Origin of the sequence: Xanthobacter nonsaccharivorans (genome assembly GCF_043194755.2) — a bacterium.
In the GTDB taxonomy this organism is placed as follows: Bacteria; Pseudomonadota; Alphaproteobacteria; order Rhizobiales; family Xanthobacteraceae; genus Xanthobacter; species Xanthobacter autotrophicus_G.
The window spans coordinates 3356491-3375168 of the sequence record NZ_CM195526.1; the positions used below are offsets into that span (position 1 = coordinate 3356491).

Below are 18678 nucleotides of genomic sequence, written 5' to 3' on the forward strand. Positions count from 1 at the left end.
ATCGCCTCATAACAGGTGCTGCATACGCGGCGCTCGGTCGTGAAGGCGCCTCCAAGCTTGGGAATTGCGATGCAGGACGTTCCGGCCGAAATCTCGTCATTGCAGCGATAGCATTCAGAGCGGCGCTGAACGTCAACGCGGACGGGGCGCCCGCTAGCGCCGCCGATGAGTGATGGCGTTTTCCCTTTAGGAGTTTTCTTCGTCATAGTCCGCCTTTGCCTTCCTGACCCTCCTGGCCAGCGTCTGGACAAGGTCTTCGAGATTGTCCAAGACGGACCGGAATTCTTCGATCGATGCGGCCTGGCGGTCCTTTCCCAGGCGCTTGTTGATCTCGTGATTTACCATGGTCAGAGCAGCGATGAAGTTCGACCGCCCGCTCAATTTCAATGACCGGTATTTGTAAATCAGCTCGGTGCCCGCGACCGTTAGCTCGACGTGATTGAGCACCACCGTTGCGAAGCGCTTGGCTTCTTCGTTGAGTCGCTTCCGCGCCTCCTCCCACTCGCGTTGTGGCTGGACCGCAAAGGGTGCGGTCGGCGTGAGTTTGCGCACGGAACTCTTTTGGGCCGCCCGGACCATTTCCTCGACCTTACTGTCGTCGAGGCCAAGGAGCTTGAATCGTTCACGGAGGTCGTCGACGATCTGCTGGTCTTCGTGGCTGGTGAAATCTTCTTCCCAAAGGGAGTCCACGATCTCGTCGTGAACGACAACCAGATCGCTGGCGCGTAACCGCGTCGTGCCGTCCAGCACTGCCTGCGGCGGCTCGGGTTCGTCACCACCGATGACTTTGTCCCAAAACGCCTTGTCGTCGTTCTCGAAGTCTTTGAATTCCTGGAATCGGGCATCGAGGTTCATACCGAGATGCGTCACGATGTGCCCGAGGTTGTCGGGGTGGCCGGGGCTGTTCTGCACCACGACCCGCATGATGCGGCCTACGAATTGAAGGTATGGTCCAAGCGACCGGAAAGGCCGGAAGATCGCTGCGACGCTGAGCTTGGGATGGTCGAAACCTTCGCCGAGCATCTGAACCTGGATGATGCAATCGAGGGTACCATTGCGAAGAGCAGCAAGGATGCCTGCCTGTTCGTCCTCCCGTTGTTTGCTGTGAATGACCTCGGCGGTGAAGCCGCGCTCCCGGTAGAGCGAGCTGATTTGCCGAGCATGGTTGATGGAGCAGGCCACGGCGATGAGCTGATGCTGCGTGCCGGTTTGACGTAGCTGTTCGAGGCGCTCGAGGCTGGTGTCGACGATATGTTGATTGCAGACCGATGCGAGCGCGACGCCGCGGCTGAACCAGTCTTCATCTTTAAGCTTCACGACCTCATCGAGCGTGTAGGCGCGGCCGCGCTCGTCGGCAAAGCTCAACTCGATGGTTGAGGGGGCGACATAGGTCGACTTCAGGCGTTTGATATAGCCTTTGAGGGTCGCGTTGCGGAACGGGTAGCGATAGACCAATTCACCGTCGAGTTCCTGCCGGTCGCTACGGAACGGTGTTGCTGTGAGCAGGATCACCTTTGCCTGGGGAAACCGCTCGATCACCCGCTGCCAACTCGCGGCCGCGCTGTGATGCGCCTCGTCGACGATAATCATGTCGAAGAAGTTGTCAGGGAACTGGTTCAGCCACTTGTCGAGATCCGTGGCGAGTTGCTGCACGTTGGTGATGACGACATGCGACTTGTTGGCGACGGTGATGTTGCCGGTATCGAGCGTGGTCGCCAGCGGACCGGAGATCATCTGGTCGGCAGTGAGTACGGCCGCTTTTCGCCAGAAGCATTTCTGGCGGTTGGTGACGTCCATGGCCTCATAGAGGCCCTGCTTAATGGTCAGGTTCGGAGCGATGACGAGGACGCGGCCTTCCGCGAGGCCAAGCGGCAGTAATGACGCGAGGCCCGTTTTGCCACAGCCGACCGGTATCTGCAGGATGGCCTTGTTCTTCCCAGCACGGAAGAATTCGTAAGTACGCAGGTATCCCTCACGCTGCGGATCACGGAGCTCGTCATTGCCCTCGATCTTGAAATCTATGTCGGTGAAGAACGATTGCACGGGCCGATGTCCACGCATCCACGCGTCCAGGCCCGCTTTCTCAAAGGTCCACTTCTTACCGACCTTGCGCGCGGGAATGGTGCCCTCGCGAGCCATCCCATAGAGCACGGTTTTACCGACACCGATGTAGGTGGCGGTTTCCTCCAGAGAGAGCCAGCTTTCTTCGAGAGTCACCATAATTCACCTTCATTTGATATCATATGATAGCAAATGACAGATAGAGATACAAGGGGCGCAAGATTCGCTCCCATGTCCTTCTGGGCGGGCGCTGAACGTTTCCCGATCATGGCGGGGGGCTTGCCTATCGACCACGCGCTTCCGCGGGAGCGCGCCGCTCCGCGGCGGATGGATATCAGAGGCATCTTGGAGGGCAGGTCGCGGTTGGCGATTTAAGAGTGTCAGAAAACTGTATATATTTCTGACAGGAGAAGGATTGTGGCTCGATTGACCGAACAGATTCTGTCGCATGTGACCGGCTTGCGGGCAGGCGCGCCTGTCGCGGCGAAAAGCTTGCTTCACCTCGGCACGCGCGCTGCGGTGGATCAGGCCCTGTCGCGCCTAGCTGAGCGGAGACAACTGATCCGCGTCGGACGAGGCGTGTATCTGCCGCCGGTCACGAGCCGTTTCGGGACTAGGACGCCGTCAGTGGAACAGGCGGTCGAGGCGCTCGCAGCCCAGCGCGGCGAGGTTATCGTTTCGAGTGGCGCGGCCGCCGCCAATAAACTCGGGCTTACGACGCAGGTGCCGGTGCGGTCCGTCTATCTGACGTCGGGACGCACCCGGAAAATGAGCTTAGGTAAGCAGGTCATCGAGCTTCGCCACGCCCCGCGTTGGCAACTCGCCTTGGCTCATGAATCGGCTGGAGAGGTGGTGCGCGCGTTGGCCTGGCTTGGGCCCGAGAAGGCGGAAGCCGCCCTGAAGACATTGAAGCCAAAGCTCTCACCAGCGACCTTCAACGAACTGGTCGCGATAGCACCGCAGCTTCCGACTTGGCTTGCGCGCGGCGTGGGGAAGGTCGCGCACGGCTGATACCTTCTTCACCTCCCTGCCGCGATCGCTGATATCAGTACCGGAAACCGAGTAAGCTGCCGGTCGGATCCGTATCGGTCAGGCGCAGACGGACCAACGACTCAAAATCGAACCCGGCCGAAAAATCGCTGACCGGCACCATGTCGGTGTTGAGCGTACAGATATACTGAAAGCCGTATTTGAGGGCCATTGCAGCAGCCAGTTCCAGCGCATGGGCCCGCTGACGCGGATCGACCCCGTCGAAAATCGTGCTGTCGTGGATGAGGAAGTCGATGCCGAGACCCCGCTGTCGGGCAAACGAAATCAGCATAAGATCGTAGCAGAAGATCTTCATCTTTCTGATGCCTTCGCTCGGGCTACCTGCAATTTCGACGTCGAATTTATAGCCCGTATCGTCGATGTCGATGACCAGGCGGCCGGCAGCCTTGTAGAGATTCTCGGAAAATTCCGAGAACAGGCTCAGCGCTTGCGACCACAGCGCTCGCCGCTCTTCGTAATCGAGTGTCGTCGCCCGTTTCAGCTCGACGGTCTCGACCTTGATCGTGTCCGCCTTGGTAGTCATCTGGCGGAGCTGGGTGATCCGGTTTGTGAGCTCGTCGACCTTGAGGCGGGTCGTCGCGTGGAACTCCTGCAACTGCGTCAGTTCCTCGAGTGCTCCTTGACCGGCTAGCGCGCTAAGATAGCCAGCGCGGCGATCGGTGAGTGTGACGATGTCGGCGTCTCGTTCTGTAACCGCGGTTTCCAGCGCTGCGATCTCGCCGGCAATGAACTCGCGGCGATTGGCGATGATCTTCTCGTTGAAGGCACGCGCGTCCGCGAGCGTTACCGCGACGTCATTGCCACCGATGGTCAGCTCAAGGGTGAAAGCCCATCCCTGCAGGGCCTCGATGCGAAGGCCCTTTCCCGGAGAGGTATTGCTGGCCAAGCAGAAGTCGATGATTTCGATCAGCGTCGATTTGCCTAGCGCGTTGGTGGTGTCCTTGTCGCCGGCTGCCGTCGAACGATCGGCTAGCACCAGATTGACGCCCGCTCCGAACGTGGCGGTGTGGAAGCCTCTCTTGTTTGCGCGTACCGCTCGAATCATGACGCCGTCCTGACAATCAGGCCGTCTTTGATATCGATGGCGCCGATGAGAAATAGAAGATTGGAAGCTAGGACGAAGCGCTCGAACGTGCCGACGTTTGGCTCGCCGCGTAGACGCTCCCACAGACCGGACACGGTCATGGGGCCGGTCAACTGAGCGAGAACCGTCGCGCCGACCCCGAGCAGCGCTTCATTCTAAGGGATGTGTTTGGTCGGGAGGATCATTTCTCGAACACATCGCAGATTTCGAACAGATAGATCAGCACAGCAATCCCGGCCGTTTTATCGGCCTGACGGCGTAGGCCTCGCTGGGCGAAGGCGCACATCAACTCGAACAGTTCGTCGCCCTTATGACCTTCCTTCCGGCGGGCATAGTATTCCTCGAGGAAGCCGGCTTTCAGCCGTTCCGGGAAATCGGGATCGAGCTGCGCCTCGGCTTCGACATAGTCGGCTACCGTCGCGCGCGAGGTGAGGCCGGCGGCAATGATATGCCGTGACCCATTCGATAGGGCGTTCTTTTTGATTTTCTCGTCAGGAGCGGTGAGGTCGAACGACCCGTTGGCCGCAGGAGCCTGGTTGGCGACCCAGGACACGGCGTTTTGGAGTTCGGGGAAAGCCACGTCGGCGAAGGCTTCCTCCATTGCTTGGCGGACCTGCTTTTCGTGGTTCGCCTTCAGCTCCTGAAGTGTGGAGGTCGGCCAATCGGCTTCGACTTTGTCGATGATGGTGTGGTGGTCGGTGCAGAGGTAGATGAGATTCTGGACGCTATCGCGCTGCTCGTCCGTCATTGTCGCGTCGTACCGAGCAGCCCCCAGCTTCTCCCCAGCGATATGGGCTGCTTCACCGACATACGTGTCAGTTCCTACCTTGGCATCATAGGTGAGATGCTTGCCGCACTTTGGAAGCGCGCACACACCACCGCTCCGAAAGGCTAAGATGATCCTGGTCGGGTAACTAGAGCCCATAGCTTGTGCCTATCTGTAGGCGGCCGTTGCCATGGTCTCGATCAAAGGATTGAAGCGCGTTTATGAACATTCCTCCTTGGCTCCCGGCTATTCATTTATTGATGGCGTCTTGGAGTGCGCTGATTTTTGCCAGTATATCGCTGAATATGGGCGGACTCTCGTCAAACATCATGGGCGCCATTGCTCGATAGTCGGTTCGTAAGTCTTTGACCCGCGCTCCGTCCGGCATCAGCCGGAGCGTCCCGGGCCGAGCCGTTTCGTAGCTGGCCCAGCTCGAACGGAAGAAGGTGGCCTTGTGATGGGCGACCTGCGCCAGCAGATCGAGATCGGCAATAGCGGCTTGGCCTTCGTCCGTGTCGAGGAGCATGGCCAGGTCGTAGTAGTGCCGCGAGAAATATTGCGGCGTCGGCGACTCGGTTGGGCGATGCGCTTCCGCATGGAGCGCCGTCGCCTTTTCCCAGAAGGTGCGCCGAGCTGACAGGACAGTCACACTGGTATCGGGGTCTTCGAAGAAGTCTGGATAGTCGTCGGCCGCATAGGGGCGAATGATCTTCTCCTCGGTCGGCCAGGGATCGCCGCGCGCGCCGAGTTCGAACTTCACGCGCGGCGTGATGTAGGCCATGCCCTCATATTCGGCGGCAGGCAGCGCGGTTGGATAATGGAAGTTGACCGTTTGGGCGTCGCCGGCGTCTATCTCCAGCGACCACTCGCCGTTGGCCGGCTCGCCGAGTTGTTCGACGATCGCGGCGCGGAGCGCCGGGAGAAGTTTCTGGGCGATGTGGCGCTCGACGTCGCCGACCAGGTCGTCGATCAGCCGCGCCGCCTGCTTCCTGCTGATCCCTTCCTTCTCGGGATTGCGATCGCCGGTGTATCCGAGTTCGGCGCGATTGAATGACAGATCGATGTCCTCGGAGAAGCGGCGGATGGCGCCGAACGCCTTGGATAGCGAGGTGCCGCCCTTGAAGACGAGGCTCGCCGTCGTCCCTTTTGGCAGACCGAACAGGCGCCGCAGGCTCCAGCAGACCCAGAAGTCCTTTTCGATGATCGTGTCGGCGACGCCCCGTCCGGCGCCCGTCTCCCCGAAGAGGGCGGCTCGATCGTCGGCGGGGAGTCGGGCGACCTTATCCATCGATATCGGCCACCGCTGCGTTGGCGATCGAGACGAGCGTGGGCCGCATCCAGGCAGGCGCCTGAACCGCGGTTGATGCCAGCGTCTTCTTGTCGTTGGCCGAAAGCCGACGCGCAGCGACCTGCGCCACGTCAGCCGCCCGAACGGGGCCGACATGGCGAAGCGCCTGAACCACCGTACCGGCAGCGCTGCCCGGCGCGATCAGATGCTTGGGCGAGGCGTGGCGAAGATCGACGACGCGCTTTCCCAGCACGACCCGTCGTGACGGGCCGTCGGTGAGATAGGTGCTTTGGGCGGGAACCTGTGTCGAGAGACCGAGCGCGTTCGCTGCCCGGGCGCCAGCAATCTGCACCTGCGAGCCTGTCTCCCGGGCAAGGGCGTGGGCGACATCGTCCGGAGCAGGCGACAGCGGCCCGAGCTTCGGATGCAGCTTTGGGAAGTCATAGAGCCCGCGCGCGAGCCGACGGAGTTGTCCGCCCTTCACCAGTCGTGAGAGGGCCTGATCGACGGATGAGCGCGCGGCGACGGTGAGGAAGTCGCTGGGCGTGAAGACGCTGCCGCGTCCGCTGGCGCGGACACGCTTCATCACCCGGTCGGGAACGGAGGCGGCGACCATCTTCATACGTCAGAAAATAAGGTATCTTTTTCTGACATGCAAGGGATGGGTTGTTGAAGCTGCAACCCATCCTTGGGGCGACCTCGATTTTCGCTTTCCAATCCGTTAAAGTAGTTGATGACGGTACTTTTTGTGGGTGGCGGCAAGGTACATGCTGACCGAAAAATGCGGGTCTAAAGGGCAATTGATCCCGATAGATGCCGGAGCCACGCAAAATATTTTTGCAGAAATTTCCCTTTAAAATCAACACCGTAAGTTTTTGGCGGCCCGCAGGTCGGCTTATGGTGCGCCAAACGAGAAAAAACCCAGCCAGATCAACGATCTAACTGGGTTAAAAACAATTGAGTGGGAGTGAACTGATGTGGTTCGCGGCGTTTCGCGAACGATCGCCACATCGTCATTGAGGTGCTCCCCGGCATTCCGGCCAGGGACACGTCGCGCCCTTCGATCGACCGCGGAACCGAACACCTAGAGCCATCGGCTGCCATCGGCGAGTTATCGGCCGTGGAAGGGGTCCTTGCAGGTGGGGCGAGGGCGCGTGCTGGATGGCGCGCTTGATGTTCAAGCTCCACGACAGGGCCGCCGCGCTCGAAATGAGCGCGTGCCCTCTCGGGATGTTCAACGAACCCGAGGACCGCGCCATTCGCCGGAGGGCCGCTACCGGATGAACTGGTCCACGAACGCCGCGCCCAGGCCCGCCGCGGCATAATGGGACCGACATTTGTCGACCCGGGTGAACACGTCGTCGAAGCCGGTGACGTTGCCGTCCGGGTCCACGTAGATCATGGTCCCGTTCACCTGGAACAGGGTGATCATCTCTTCCACATGGGGATCGACAACCAGCGTATGCGTCTCGCCCGGCGCCTCGTAGACATAGCCTCCCTCGGTCGCCACCCAATCGTGCTCCAGATAGCGCCAGGAGCCCTTGATGACATAGCCGTGCACCGGCTGCGGGTGGCGGTGGCGCGAGAGAACGCCGGCGCGGCGCACCTTCAGCACGCTCATCCAATAGCCCGAAGAGACGGACAGCAGCAGCGGGCGGAACCACACGTTTTCCTCGATGGGCACCCACAGGCGCTCGTCTTCCGGCACGGCGGAGGCGATGACCAGCTCCGGCACGCATTCGGAGGGTTGAGGCTTGCGATAAGGGGTCCAGCGCTCGTCGAGGGGCGTGGCGTTCTGGTCGGCGATGATCATCTCGTCTCCTCCTGCATCGGGCCCCGCGGACGAGCCGCGGGGGCTCTATTGTTCGGCCTGAGCAATCAGGCCGCTCCGCGAGCCGCCATGGCCTCTCGGGCGACGGCGGCGATGCCCGGCGCATCGAGGCGATAATGCGCATAAAGATGCGTCGGCGGGGCAATCAGGCTGTATTCATCGTGGATGCCGTGACGGACCAGACGCACGCCGGCTCCCTCCTCCGTCAGCACTTCGGCGATGGCGCCGCCGAGCCCGCCAATCACATTGTGCTCCTCCACGCTCATCAGCACCCGGGAGCGGCCGGCAGCAGCAAGGATCGCCGCATGGTCGATGGGCTTGATGGTGGGCATGTCGATCACTCCCACAGAATGCCCGGCCGCGTTGAGCGTCCGCGCCGCCTCGAGCGCCGGATGGACCGCCATGCCGCAGGCGATGATGGTCAGCTCGTCGCCCTGCATGTGTTCGATGGCCTTGCCGAAGGTAAAGGGCGTGTCCACCGGATAGACGTCCGGCTCCCGCCCGCGGCCGATGCGGAAATAGATCGGCTCCGGGTAAGATGCCGAAGCCTTGATGGCGGCGGCAAGCTGGGGCCCGTCCGCCGGCGAAACCACGGTCAGGTCGGCGATTGCCCGCATGGTCGCGATGTCTTCCGTCGCGTGGTGGGACGTGCCGTAGAAGCCCAGCGAGATTCCGGTGTGGTGGCCGATGAGCCGCACGGGCTGGGCGCAGTAGGCCACGTCCATGCGGATCTGCTCGCAGCACAGGAGCCCGAGGAAGGAGGCGAAGGTCGCCACATAAGGCTTGAGTCCGGTGGTGGCGAGGCCGGCCGCGGCCGTCACCATGTTCTGCTCGGAGATGCCGAACTGGATGTAGCGCTCCGGATAGTGGCTCGCGAACGTATTGAGGCCATTGGAATATTGCAGGTCGGCGGAACCGGCGACCACCGGCTCGCCCGCCTCGACCAGCGCGATCAGCGCATGCGAGAGGAAGTTGAGACCCGGCGTCCGGGCGTTCAGCTCACGGTACTGCCAGGAATTGGGGGAAAGGGGGAGGTTCATGGTGGTGCGTCCTCGCCTCAGATCGTCTTGCTCATGATTTCCGCGACGGCGCGGGCCGCGTCCGACGGGTCGAGATAGCCGAGGTGCCAGCCGGGCTCGGTCTCCATGTAGGAGACGCCCTTGCCTTTCACCGTGCGGGCGATGATGCAGCAGGGCTTGCGGCGCGCCGCATCGGCCTTCACCTGGCGCAGGAGCGTGGTCAGGGCGTCGAGGTCGTGCCCGTCGACCGTGTGCACCTCCCAGCCGAAGGCACGCCATTTCTCGTCCAGCGGCTCGATGCCCATCACGTCATCCACCGCGCCGTCGAGCTGGAACCCGTTGCGGTCGACGATGGCAACGAGGTTGGCTGCTTTGTGGTGGGCTGCCGAGATGGCGGCCTCCCATACCTGGCCCTCCTGCATCTCGCCGTCCCCGAGCATGACGAAGACCGAGAAGTCGAGCCCCTGGATCCGGCCGCCCAGAGCCATGCCGAGCCCCGCCGACAAGGCATGGCCGATGGAACCGGACGAGAAGTCCACCCCCGGGACCTTGCGCATGTCCGGATGGTCGCCGAGGGGATTTCCAAGGCGGGTATAATTGTCGAGCGTCTGCTTATCGATGAAGCCGAACTCCGCGAGGATGGGAAAGAGCCCCACGGCCGCATGGCCCTTGCCCATCAGGAAACGATCCCGATCCGCGCGCTTGGGATCCCCCTTCGTGATGTCCATCACATCGTAATAGAGGGCCGCGAAGATCTCAGCGGCGGAGAAGACCGAGCTGTAGTGCCCGACCTTCGCCACCTCGATAAGGCGGATGGTCTCCAGCCGCACGAACCGGGCCTTTTCGCGCAGCATGGCCAGGGTGGAAGGGTTGGGCCTAAGGTTGGACGCCCCGCCGACCGTCGGCGGGAGGGAGGACAGATCGAGCGCGCTCATAGGGTCTCCTGCTCTCGGGATCGCGCAAAGGCGTGCGCGGTTGCGCGGCCTGCGGCTGGAACGCCGCGCATCTTCATCGCTTCATAAAATATGATATATGATATTGCAACGCCTGTTCCTCGATCCTAGCCGTTTCCGCCCGAGCCAATGGTCCCTCGCCCGGGGGCGGAAAGAGGAAATCGATGATCGCGTCCATCTGCGCGGATCATGTGCTCGCCGGAATGGATGCGCCCGCCCCTCGCCTCAGCCGCGCAGGAGCGGCGTGATGGGTGGCCATCGAGCCGCCCACGCTTTCGGCCAGGCACGAGCCTGCCTCGATGTCCGCGAGACGCTCCGCCGCCACCTGCCAGAGAATGAGAATCCCAAGGATGCCACGCGCCACCCTGCTGCTGTTGAAGGCGTGTGCAAATGCGCCGAGGGATATGCGAGGTGGACCAGCACCCGCGCCGTCCCGTCAATGGAATTGCCCTCGGCATGATCCGGCGGTCTCTTCTGCCGGCTCGGCGACTGCGGCCTCTCCACCACTTGCATCACATGATGCACGATATATCATATGGCACGCAATGCCCCCCTCACCACCGGGAAGACAAGTCCATGAAGGTTTTCGGAGCTCCGCGACGCTATATCCAAGGCGCAGGAGCGCTTGATGTGCTGGGGACGGAGCTGGCGCGCATCGCCCGCAATGTGGTGTTGGTGATTGACCCGATCGTCGACGAGGCACACGGCTCCCGCATCGCCGCCTCCTGCGCCGAAGCGGGGGTTCAGCTGCGGCGTCTGCGCTTTGGTGGCGAGTGTTCTCCGGCGGAAGTTGAGCGGCTGGAAGCGGAGCTCGGCGGCAACGTGCCCGATCTGGTGGCAGGCGCCGGGGGCGGAAAGTGCATCGATGTGGGGAAGGCCCTCGCCAACCGTTTGAAAACAAGGGCGGCCACCATTCCCACCATCGCCTCCACCGATGCCCCGACCAGCCACAACTACGTCATGTACGACGCGCATCACCGCCTGCTCGCGGTGGAGAAGCTGCCCGCCAATCCCGACCTCGTGCTCGTGGACACGCAGGTGATCGCCGAGGCGCCGCGGCAGCTTTTTCTCGCCGGCATCGGCGATGCGGTGGTGAAGCTGTTCGAGGTGGAGCGCTGCATAAAAGCCAATGGGCGCAACATCTTCGGAGCCGACCCGGTCTATTCCGCGCTGATTCTCGCCCGGGGATGCTACGAGGTGCTTCGCGACCATGCAGAGGCGGCGCTGGCAGCCGTCGACCGCCGGAAGGCGGATGAGAATCTCGAAAAGGTCGTGGAAGCAACGGTCCTAATGAGTGGCCTGAGTTTCGAGAGCGGTGGCCTCTCGCTCTCCCATTCCATGACCCGGGGCCTGTCTGCCGTGCCCAAATACGCCCATGCGCTCCACGGCTTCCAGGTGGCCTATGGCGTGCTGGTGCAACTGGTGCTGGAGGGACGGGACGAGGCGTTCATGGGGGATATCTTCGCCTTCTTCGAGCGCATCGGCCTGCCGACGAGCCTCGTTGCGCTGGCCGGCGCGGCGCCCACGGCAGAGGAGGCGTCCACCATCGCCCGCCTCACCCTGGCCGCGCCCCATGCCCGCCATTTCCCGCGCGTGCTCGCGGAGCATGAGGTGATCGCAGCCATCCTGAGCCTCGAGGACCGGGCGGCGCGACCCGGCGTCCCACTGAGCGCGGCGGTGTGATTTTCCCGCATGATATATCATAATGCGGTCCCGGTGGTGGCTGGATGGCGCGATGTCAGAACTTGAGCAGGTCGAGAAGGAAAATCTGTCCGCGCGGGTCTACGGCCGCCTGCGCCGCGCCCTGATCGACGGGCAGTTCGAACCTGGCGAGCGGCTGCGGATCTCGGCGCTCGCGTCCGACCTCGGCACGTCCATCACGCCCGTGCGGGAGGCGATCTTTCGCCTGGTCAGCGAGCAGGCGCTGGAGATGAAGGCCGCCACCGCCATCCATGTGCCGGTGCTGGACAGCACGCGGCTGAAGGAAATCCAGCTGATCCGCATGCACCTTGAAGGCGCGGCCACCGAGCGGGCCGCGGAACGCATCACCGACAAGCAGCTGAAGCGGCTCGAGGCCATCCAGGCGGATTTCATCGAGGCGGCCGCCACCAGTCCCAAGAAGGCAAGCCTGAGGAACCGCGACTTCCACTTCGCGCTGATCGAGATCGCCGATCTGCCCCTGGTGGAATCCATCGTGGAGAAGCTGTGGACCCTCATGGGCCCGGTGCTCAGTGTGTTCCACACCACCATGCCGGTCCGCCAGATCGCCGGGAAGGACCACCGGCACTATGAGGTGCTCTCGGCCCTCAGGGCGCGCGATCCGGCCGCGGCGCGGCGGGCAATCCAGATGGACATCCAGTGGGGTCTGGAAATGGCGGACTGGCTCGACCGGCAGGCAAGCGACCCGCCGGCCCGGCGCAAGCTTGCCTCCCTGAAGACAGACTAGGACGCGACCCGATCAAATTGAATCCATCTGACCGGTGAACGGCTCTCTGACTTGAAGATGGAGCAGGCCGAGCGGACGGGTCAGGGCCGGTTCAGGAGATGCCGTAGCCGCCATCCACGGGGATAATGGCGCCGGTCACATAGGCCGCGGCGGGGGAGAGCAGGAAGGCGACCACGTTCGCCACGTCGGCAGGCTTGCCCCAGCGCTGCATGGGAATGCGGGCCATGATGGCGGGCCCCCGCTCCGGATTGTGGAGGGCGCCGGCGGCAAGGCGCGTCTCGATCCAGCCCGGCGCCACCGCATTCACCCTTATGCCCTCGGCGGCGAAGGCCACCGCGTGGGAGCGGGTGAGCTGGAGGATGGCGCCCTTGCTCGCCGCATAGGCGGGATTTCGGCCCGATCCGAAGTAGCTCCACATGGAGGCGATGTTCACCACCGATCCCCCACTTTTCCCCAAAGCGGCACGGAACGCGAGTGTCGTGAGGTTTGAGGCGTTCAGGTTGACATCGATCACCCGGGCGAAGCCGTCGGGCGTCAACTCCTTCTGATCATGGAGGATGATTCCGGCGCAGTTCACGAGTGCCGACAGGTTCGGCACCTTCGAGCTCAGCTCGGTCACCGCGGCCACGTCGGTCACGTCCAGGACCTCGAAACGGACACCCGCGGCGAGGTCGTCGTCCCGGTCGCGGCCCACCGCCAGCACATCCCATCCGGCCGCCGCCAGATGCTCCGCCACCGCCCGGCCGATCCCGGTTCCGCCACCCGTGACGACGGCGCTCTGCTGCTCACGTCCCATGTGCGTCTCCCATCCTTCTTTTTCAGGCCCGCGGCCTGTGCCGGCGCCTCCGCCGACCGTCCCGCGTCGCGATCCGGCCGTGCGCGGCGCGCGTCGTGCTTTTGCAAAAAATCACAGCCCGAGGTAGCTGGCGCGCAGGTGGTCGTCGGCGAGGAGTTCCGCGCCCGTGCCGGAGAGCGTCACCACCCCGTTTTCCAGCACGTATCCCTTATCCGCCATCTCCAGCACCTGGAACACGTTCTGCTCGATGATGAGGATGGTCAGGTCCCGCGCCTTGATGCGCTCGATGCTCTCGAACAGGCGATCGACCATGATGGGGGCAAGGCCGAGGGAGGGCTCGTCCAGCGCCAGCACGCGCGGCAGGGCCATCAGCGCCCGGCCCACGGCCACCATCTGCTGCTGCCCGCCCGAGAGGGTGGAGGCCGGCAGGGCCTGGCGCTCCCTCAGGATGGGGAACAGGTCGAACACCTCCTCCAGCGTCTCCTCCCGCCGGGCCCGGGCCCGCGGATTGGTGGCGCCCACCAGCAGGTTCTCGCGGATGGACATGTCGGAAAACAGCTGCTTGCCCTCGGGCGACTGCACGAAGCCGCGCTCGACGATGCGATGGGGCGCCAGCCCGCCGATCTGCTCCCCACCCAGGCGGATCTCGCCCCGGCGCGGACGGATGAGGCCTGAGACGGTGCGGAGCAGCGTGGACTTGCCGGCCCCGTTGGCGCCGATGAGCGCGACGATGGAGCGTGGCTCCAGCGTCAGGTCGATGCCGCGCAGCACGTCCTGCTCGCCATAGCCGGCCCACAGGTCGGCGACCTCCAGCGCCGCCCCCACGGGCGCACCTTGGGCAACGCAGGCCTCAGACATGGGCTTCAGCATAGCGCTCTCCGAAATAGGCCTTCAGGACGTCCGGCTGCTTCACCACCTCGGCGGGAACCCCGTCGGCGATGAGCTTGCCGTAGTCGAGGACGATCACCCGGTCCGACAGGCCCATGATCACCTTCATCACGTGCTCGACGATGAGGATGGAGACGCCGAGGTCGCGCACCTTGCGCACGAGCCCCACCATCTCGGCCGCCTCGGTGGGGGTGGCGCCGGCCACCACCTCGTCCATCAGGAGGAGGCGGGGCTTCGTGGCCAGCGCCCGCCCCAATTCCAGCTTGCGGCGGTCGAAGGCGGTGAGGTCCTCCGCATCGGTCTGCGCCTTGGCCGAGAGGCCGAGGAAATCCACCACCCTCTCCGCCTCGGCGCGCGCCTCCGGCTCGGAGGCGGTGCGCACGAAGGCGCCCACCATCACGTTCTCCACCACCGAGAGCCCGCCGAAGGGCTTGGAGAGCTGGAACGTGCGGGCGACGCCGAGACGGCAGATGTCCCAGGGCCGCGTGCCGACGATGTCCCGCCCCTCGAACCGGATCGACCCGGTATCGGTGCGCAGGGCGCCGGCGATCATGTTGAAGGCGGTGGTTTTGCCCGCCCCGTTGGGACCGAGCAGGCCGAGGATCTCGCCCTCATTCATGTGGAACGACAAGGAGGAGACGGCCTGCAGCCCGCCGAAGCGCTTGGAGATGCCGTCCACGTCCAGGATGCGGGAGGTGCTCATTGTCCGCGCGCCTCCTTGGCCGCGACGACCGGTGCCTTCGCCCTGCTTCCACCGGTGAGCCAGTGCCGGAGCGGCGCGATAATGCCCTTCGGGAAGTAGAGCACGGCGAGCATCAGCACCACGCCGTAGATGATGAGATGCAGGCCCAGCACCTGCCCGCCGAAGGCGGCGCGCACCACCTCGCCCACCGGATGCAGCACCAGGGCGCCGAGCGTCGGCCCGAGCACGGTGCCCTGCCCGCCCACGATGGTCATCACCGCCATGTCGATGGACAGGTCGATACCCATGTTCCGCTCCGGATTGATGTAGCGGAACAGCTGCGCGTAATAGGCCCCGCCGAGCCCGGTCAAGAAGGCGGAGAAGGCGAGCGCGGTGAGGCAGTAGCGCGTCGGGTCGATGCCGAGGGCCTCGGCCCCGTCGCGGTTGCCGCGGATGGCTTTCAGGTAGAAGCCCAGCCGCGAGCGCTCCATCACATGGGTGGCGGCCATCACCATGAGCAGCATGGCGAGGATGATGAAGTAATAGGCGAGCTTCCCGTCGAACTGGAACGCCCAGAAGCTGCTGCCCCCCACCGGGGGCACGGTGAGGCCCTGCGCCCCCTTCAGGGGAATCCCCAGCACCTCGTCCGTATTCTCCAGCCAGATCCGCAGGATCTCGGCGAAAGCGATGGTGGTGAGGGTGAAGTAGGGCCCCTTCAGGCGGAAGGTGGCGTAGCCCACGGGCACCGACACGATCGCCGCCAGGAGGCCGCCCAGCAGCATGCCGATCCAGGGCGAGAGGCCGAGGCCGGTGAACAGCAGCACGGTGGCGTAGCCGGCGATGCCGGAGAAGGCAGAATGGCCCAGCGACACCTGCCCCACGTAGCCGCACACGAAGTTCCAGGCGGAGGCCATGTAGGCGAAGTAGAGCACCATGGCCGCCGAGTGGATCACATAGCTGTCGCTCGCCAGGAAGGGCAGCGCGACGGCCCCCGCGAGGAGCGGCAGGCCGAGGGTGAGGGTGAAGGAGTGGCGCATGCGCAGGCCCTGCCCGTCCCTCACGCCCGCCCCATGAGGCCGGCGGGCCGCACGAGAAGGATCGCGATGAAGAGGCCGAAGGAGAAGATGGCCGCCGAGGTGGCGGTGACGAACTGGGAGGCGACGCTCTCGAACACCCCGAGCAGCAGCCCGCCGAGGATAGAGCCGGGGATGGAGCCGATGCCGCCCAGCACCACCACCAGGAACGACTTGATGCCGAACGACAGGCCGATGGTGGGCGTGATGGAGAAGAACGGCACCAGCAGCGCCCCGAACAGGCCGAGGATGGCGCAGCCCAGGCCGAAGGTGACGTTGTAGATCACCGGCACGTTGATGCCCGACAGGGCGGCGGCATCGCGGTTCTGCGCCGTGGCGCGGATGGAGCGGCCCGTGTCCGTGTGGTTCAGCCAGAACGACAGGGCAATGGCGACGAGGATGGCCGCGCCAAAGCCGATGAGGCGGGCGATGTTCAGCGGCAGGCCGGCGATGAAGATGGATTCATAGGTGATGTCGGTGGTCACCGAGCGCACATCGGGCCCGAAGGCCATGAGGACGGCATTGTCCACCACCAGATAGACGCCCGCCGTCAGCAGGAGCGCGGAGGTCGGCTCCACCACCAGAGCGCGCTCGCGCCGGATCAGCGGCGAGATGACGACGCCCTGCACCAGATAGCCCACCAGGAACAGGAAGGGCACGGTGAAGACGATGCTCGCGTAGGGGTGCAGGCCGAGGCTCGCCCACAGCAGGTAGGAGCAATACATGGCCAGCATCAGGAAGGAGCCATGCGCGAAGTTGATGACGCGCAGCACGCCGAAGATGAGGCTGAGCCCGAGGGCGACGCCCCCGTAGATTCCGCCCAGCAGCAGGCCGTTCATGACGGCGAAGGAGAGGGTCAAGAGGTCCATGGCAACTCCGTTGGGCCGGATGGCGGTGCCGGAAAAAGGGATCGGGCCCGGAGGCTGCGTGACACGGCCGATGCCCGGGCCGCGCAGGTGCGGAGAGCTGCCGCCCCCGGCCTTGCACGCAAGGTCCACGGGCTCCGCCTCAAGGCGCGGCTTCGGGTGCCGGCTTCAGGTGCCGACGCCGGTCCTGGCGGCACCATCGCCGCGGTGAAGCCTGCCGATGCCGGGGCGCGGCGCGCGTCCTGGGCGGTCCCGGGTCCGCGGCGGTCGAAGGTGCCGTCGGGCGTCCGGGATCGGCAACCTGAAGACCTCCGGTTCCGCGCGCCGGAGACGCAGGCCGGGTCGGGCTCCCGGCCACGACCATGAGGGCCGGGCCGGGAGGACGCCGCAGCCCTCAGCGGGCGGACCAGTCCGGAACCGGCCACACGGGCTTGGTGTCGGCGGCGCGGTTCTCCGCGGGCCACACGGTGCGGCGCTCGCCGCCGATGTTCTCCGAGATCACGCCGTGGCCGAAGGTGTTCTGCCCCTGCTCATCGAACTTGATGCGCTGGTAGCCGACGATGAGCGGCATGCCCGAGGTGATGTCGGTGGTGGCCAGCGCGTCGCGGATCTTCTCCCGGTCGGCCGAGCCGGCGCGCTCCAGCACGTCCTTGATGAGGTAGACGTTGGAGATGCCCTGCGCGCCGTAGGAATTGATGTCGTAGCCGGCCTGCGCCTTGAAGCGGGTGTTGGCGTCCACCACCCGGGGGTCCTTGTCGCTCTTCAGGCGGTCGATCTGCCAGTCCTCCTGGACGAACAGATAGTCCACCGCCTTCTGCGGCACGGCCTTGTAGAAGGAGGGATCCTCCGAGCCGCCGCCCACGGAGTGGATGCCGTAGGGAATATTGATCTTGTTCTCGAAATACTGGCGGGTGAACAGCAGGTGGTCCGGCGTGTAGGCCACCACGATCAGCGCCTCGGGCTTCGTCGACCGGATCTTCAGGAGCTGGGCGGTGAAGTCCACCTGGTTGGGCGGAAAGCTCTCGTCGAGGGTGATCTTGTAGCCGCGCTCGGCAGCGAACTTCTTGATGTTGGCGGCGTGGGAGCGGCCCCAGTCCGAGCCCTCGTAGAACAGGCCGATGGTGGCGGGGCCCTTGCCGGTCTCCTTCTTGAGGAGGTCGATGGCGTCGAGCTGCTCGCGCGCGTCGTAGGTGGCCTTGTTGTTGGGGCGGAAGACGTATTTGAACCCGCGCTCGGTGATCTCGTCCTTCACGGCGCCGGTGACGATCCACGGCGTCTTGTAGCGCTCGGCCACTTCCGAGGCCGGGAAGGTGACGGCGCTGTTGTAGGCCCCCACCAGCAGGGAGACGTTCTCGCGCTGGATGAGGCGCTCCGTCTCGGAGGCACCGATGTCGGGCTTGGACTGGCTGTCGGCGAAGATCAGCTTCAGCTTCGCGCCGCCGAGCGCGGCGATGCCCCCCGCCGCGTTGATTTGTTCGGCCGCCACCTGCGCGCCGAGCTTGGTCTGGTTGCCGATGGTGGCGGAACCGCCCGAAAGCGGCAGCACGAAGCCCACCACCACATCCTGCGGGGCGGCCGTCTGCGCCGCGGCGCCGGACACGCCCAGCGCGGCGGCGAACGCCCCCAGCAGAACCCTGCGAGTGAAGACGAGGCGCGGCATGTTTCCTCCCGATTTATATTATGCATGATATATCATTAATCGGGACGCGGAAGTCAAGCGCGCCCTGGTCACGACTGGCGCGACGTCAGGGGCGGCACCTTCGACGGGCGGAGAAGGAATGCGGGGGCGCGTGTGGTGCGGTGGCGTCCGGCCGCTTCGGTGCGGGACGCGGCCCCCAAGCCGCGCGGCGATCCGAATTCCGGCGCGCCGGGGCA

18 protein-coding genes are annotated in these 18678 nt (G+C 64.4%); 3 read left to right on the forward strand and 15 right to left on the reverse strand.

Features of this window, described 5'->3' with window-relative positions; genetic code table 11:
• Nucleotides 1-186: 186 nt before the first annotated feature.
• The gene (locus tag V5F59_RS15365) at nt 187-2220 is read right to left on the reverse strand and encodes a DEAD/DEAH box helicase family protein (protein WP_393976080.1); all 2034 of its coding nucleotides are present in this window, start codon (nt 2218-2220) and stop codon (nt 187-189) included.
• Between the two features lie 258 nt (nt 2221-2478).
• On the opposite strand from V5F59_RS15365, the gene V5F59_RS15370 reads away from it, so the two are divergent.
• On the forward strand, nt 2479-3072 hold the full coding sequence (locus V5F59_RS15370; RefSeq protein WP_393976081.1) for a DUF6088 family protein: 594 nt from the start codon (nt 2479-2481) through the stop codon (nt 3070-3072).
• A gap of 34 nt (nt 3073-3106) precedes the next feature.
• On the opposite strand, the gene V5F59_RS15375 is transcribed toward V5F59_RS15370, so the two are convergent.
• From V5F59_RS15375 to V5F59_RS15410, 8 genes are all read right to left on the reverse strand, one after another.
• Entirely contained in the window at nt 3107-4156 is a 1050-nt protein-coding gene (locus V5F59_RS15375) for a DUF2326 domain-containing protein (RefSeq protein ID WP_393976082.1), read from the reverse strand.
• Nucleotides 4153-4296: an ABC-three component system middle component 6 gene (locus V5F59_RS15380; RefSeq protein WP_509211102.1), complete on the reverse strand. Its 144-nt coding sequence runs from the start codon at nt 4294-4296 to the stop codon at nt 4153-4155. Before V5F59_RS15380 ends, V5F59_RS15375 begins: the two co-directional genes overlap by 4 nt.
• A gap of 80 nt (nt 4297-4376) precedes the next feature.
• Nucleotides 4377-5069, reverse strand: a complete 693-nt coding sequence (locus V5F59_RS15385; RefSeq protein WP_393976083.1) for an HNH endonuclease — start codon at nt 5067-5069, stop codon at nt 4377-4379.
• Nucleotides 5070-5211: 142 nt separating this feature from the next.
• Nucleotides 5212-6249 carry a nucleotidyl transferase AbiEii/AbiGii toxin family protein gene (locus V5F59_RS15390; RefSeq protein WP_393976084.1) on the reverse strand — a complete coding sequence of 346 codons (1038 nt, stop codon included), beginning with the start codon at nt 6247-6249 and terminating at the stop codon, nt 5212-5214.
• Complete coding sequence (locus V5F59_RS15395; RefSeq protein WP_393976085.1) at nt 6242-6871, reverse strand: DUF6088 family protein; 630 nt, start codon at nt 6869-6871, stop codon at nt 6242-6244. The genes V5F59_RS15390 and V5F59_RS15395 overlap by 8 nt, the downstream gene beginning before the upstream one ends.
• A gap of 651 nt (nt 6872-7522) precedes the next feature.
• Nucleotides 7523-8062, reverse strand: coding sequence for a 2,4'-dihydroxyacetophenone dioxygenase family protein (locus tag V5F59_RS15400; protein WP_393976086.1), 540 nt, complete (start codon nt 8060-8062; stop codon nt 7523-7525).
• A 65-nt stretch (nt 8063-8127) separates the two neighbouring features.
• Nucleotides 8128-9120, reverse strand: a complete 993-nt coding sequence (locus tag V5F59_RS15405) for a transketolase family protein (protein WP_393976087.1) — start codon at nt 9118-9120, stop codon at nt 8128-8130.
• A 17-nt stretch (nt 9121-9137) separates the two neighbouring features.
• The gene (locus V5F59_RS15410) at nt 9138-9953 is read right to left on the reverse strand and encodes a transketolase (RefSeq protein ID WP_393977036.1); all 816 of its coding nucleotides are present in this window, start codon (nt 9951-9953) and stop codon (nt 9138-9140) included.
• A gap of 675 nt (nt 9954-10628) precedes the next feature.
• Here V5F59_RS15410 and V5F59_RS15415 point away from each other — a divergent pair.
• Both V5F59_RS15415 and V5F59_RS15420 read left to right on the forward strand, forming a co-directional pair.
• Nucleotides 10629-11735, forward strand: a complete 1107-nt coding sequence (locus tag V5F59_RS15415; protein WP_393976088.1) for a glycerol dehydrogenase — start codon at nt 10629-10631, stop codon at nt 11733-11735.
• 52 nt (nt 11736-11787) lie between these two features.
• Entirely contained in the window at nt 11788-12498 is a 711-nt protein-coding gene (locus V5F59_RS15420) for a GntR family transcriptional regulator (RefSeq protein WP_393976089.1), read from the forward strand.
• A gap of 91 nt (nt 12499-12589) precedes the next feature.
• Here the strand turns inward: V5F59_RS15420 and V5F59_RS15425 are convergent, their stop codons facing one another.
• The 6 genes from V5F59_RS15425 to V5F59_RS15450 form a co-directional block, all read right to left on the reverse strand.
• Nucleotides 12590-13294 (reverse strand): SDR family NAD(P)-dependent oxidoreductase, encoded by a 705-nt coding sequence (locus V5F59_RS15425; RefSeq protein WP_393976090.1) that lies wholly within the window; start codon nt 13292-13294, stop codon nt 12590-12592.
• 111 nt (nt 13295-13405) lie between these two features.
• Nucleotides 13406-14164: an ABC transporter ATP-binding protein gene (locus V5F59_RS15430; RefSeq protein WP_393976091.1), complete on the reverse strand. Its 759-nt coding sequence runs from the start codon at nt 14162-14164 to the stop codon at nt 13406-13408.
• On the reverse strand, nt 14145-14885 hold the full coding sequence (locus tag V5F59_RS15435; RefSeq protein WP_393976092.1) for an ABC transporter ATP-binding protein: 741 nt from the start codon (nt 14883-14885) through the stop codon (nt 14145-14147). The genes V5F59_RS15430 and V5F59_RS15435 overlap by 20 nt, the downstream gene beginning before the upstream one ends.
• Nucleotides 14882-15925: a branched-chain amino acid ABC transporter permease gene (locus V5F59_RS15440; protein ID WP_393976093.1), complete on the reverse strand. Its 1044-nt coding sequence runs from the start codon at nt 15923-15925 to the stop codon at nt 14882-14884. The genes V5F59_RS15435 and V5F59_RS15440 overlap by 4 nt, the downstream gene beginning before the upstream one ends.
• Entirely contained in the window at nt 15922-16806 is an 885-nt protein-coding gene (locus V5F59_RS15445) for a branched-chain amino acid ABC transporter permease (RefSeq protein WP_393976094.1), read from the reverse strand. Before V5F59_RS15445 ends, V5F59_RS15440 begins: the two co-directional genes overlap by 4 nt.
• A 391-nt stretch (nt 16807-17197) precedes the next feature.
• A complete protein-coding gene (locus tag V5F59_RS15450; RefSeq protein WP_393976095.1) occupies nt 17198-18463 on the reverse strand; it encodes an ABC transporter substrate-binding protein in 1266 nt (421 codons plus the stop codon).
• Between the last annotated feature and the right edge of the window lie 215 nt (nt 18464-18678).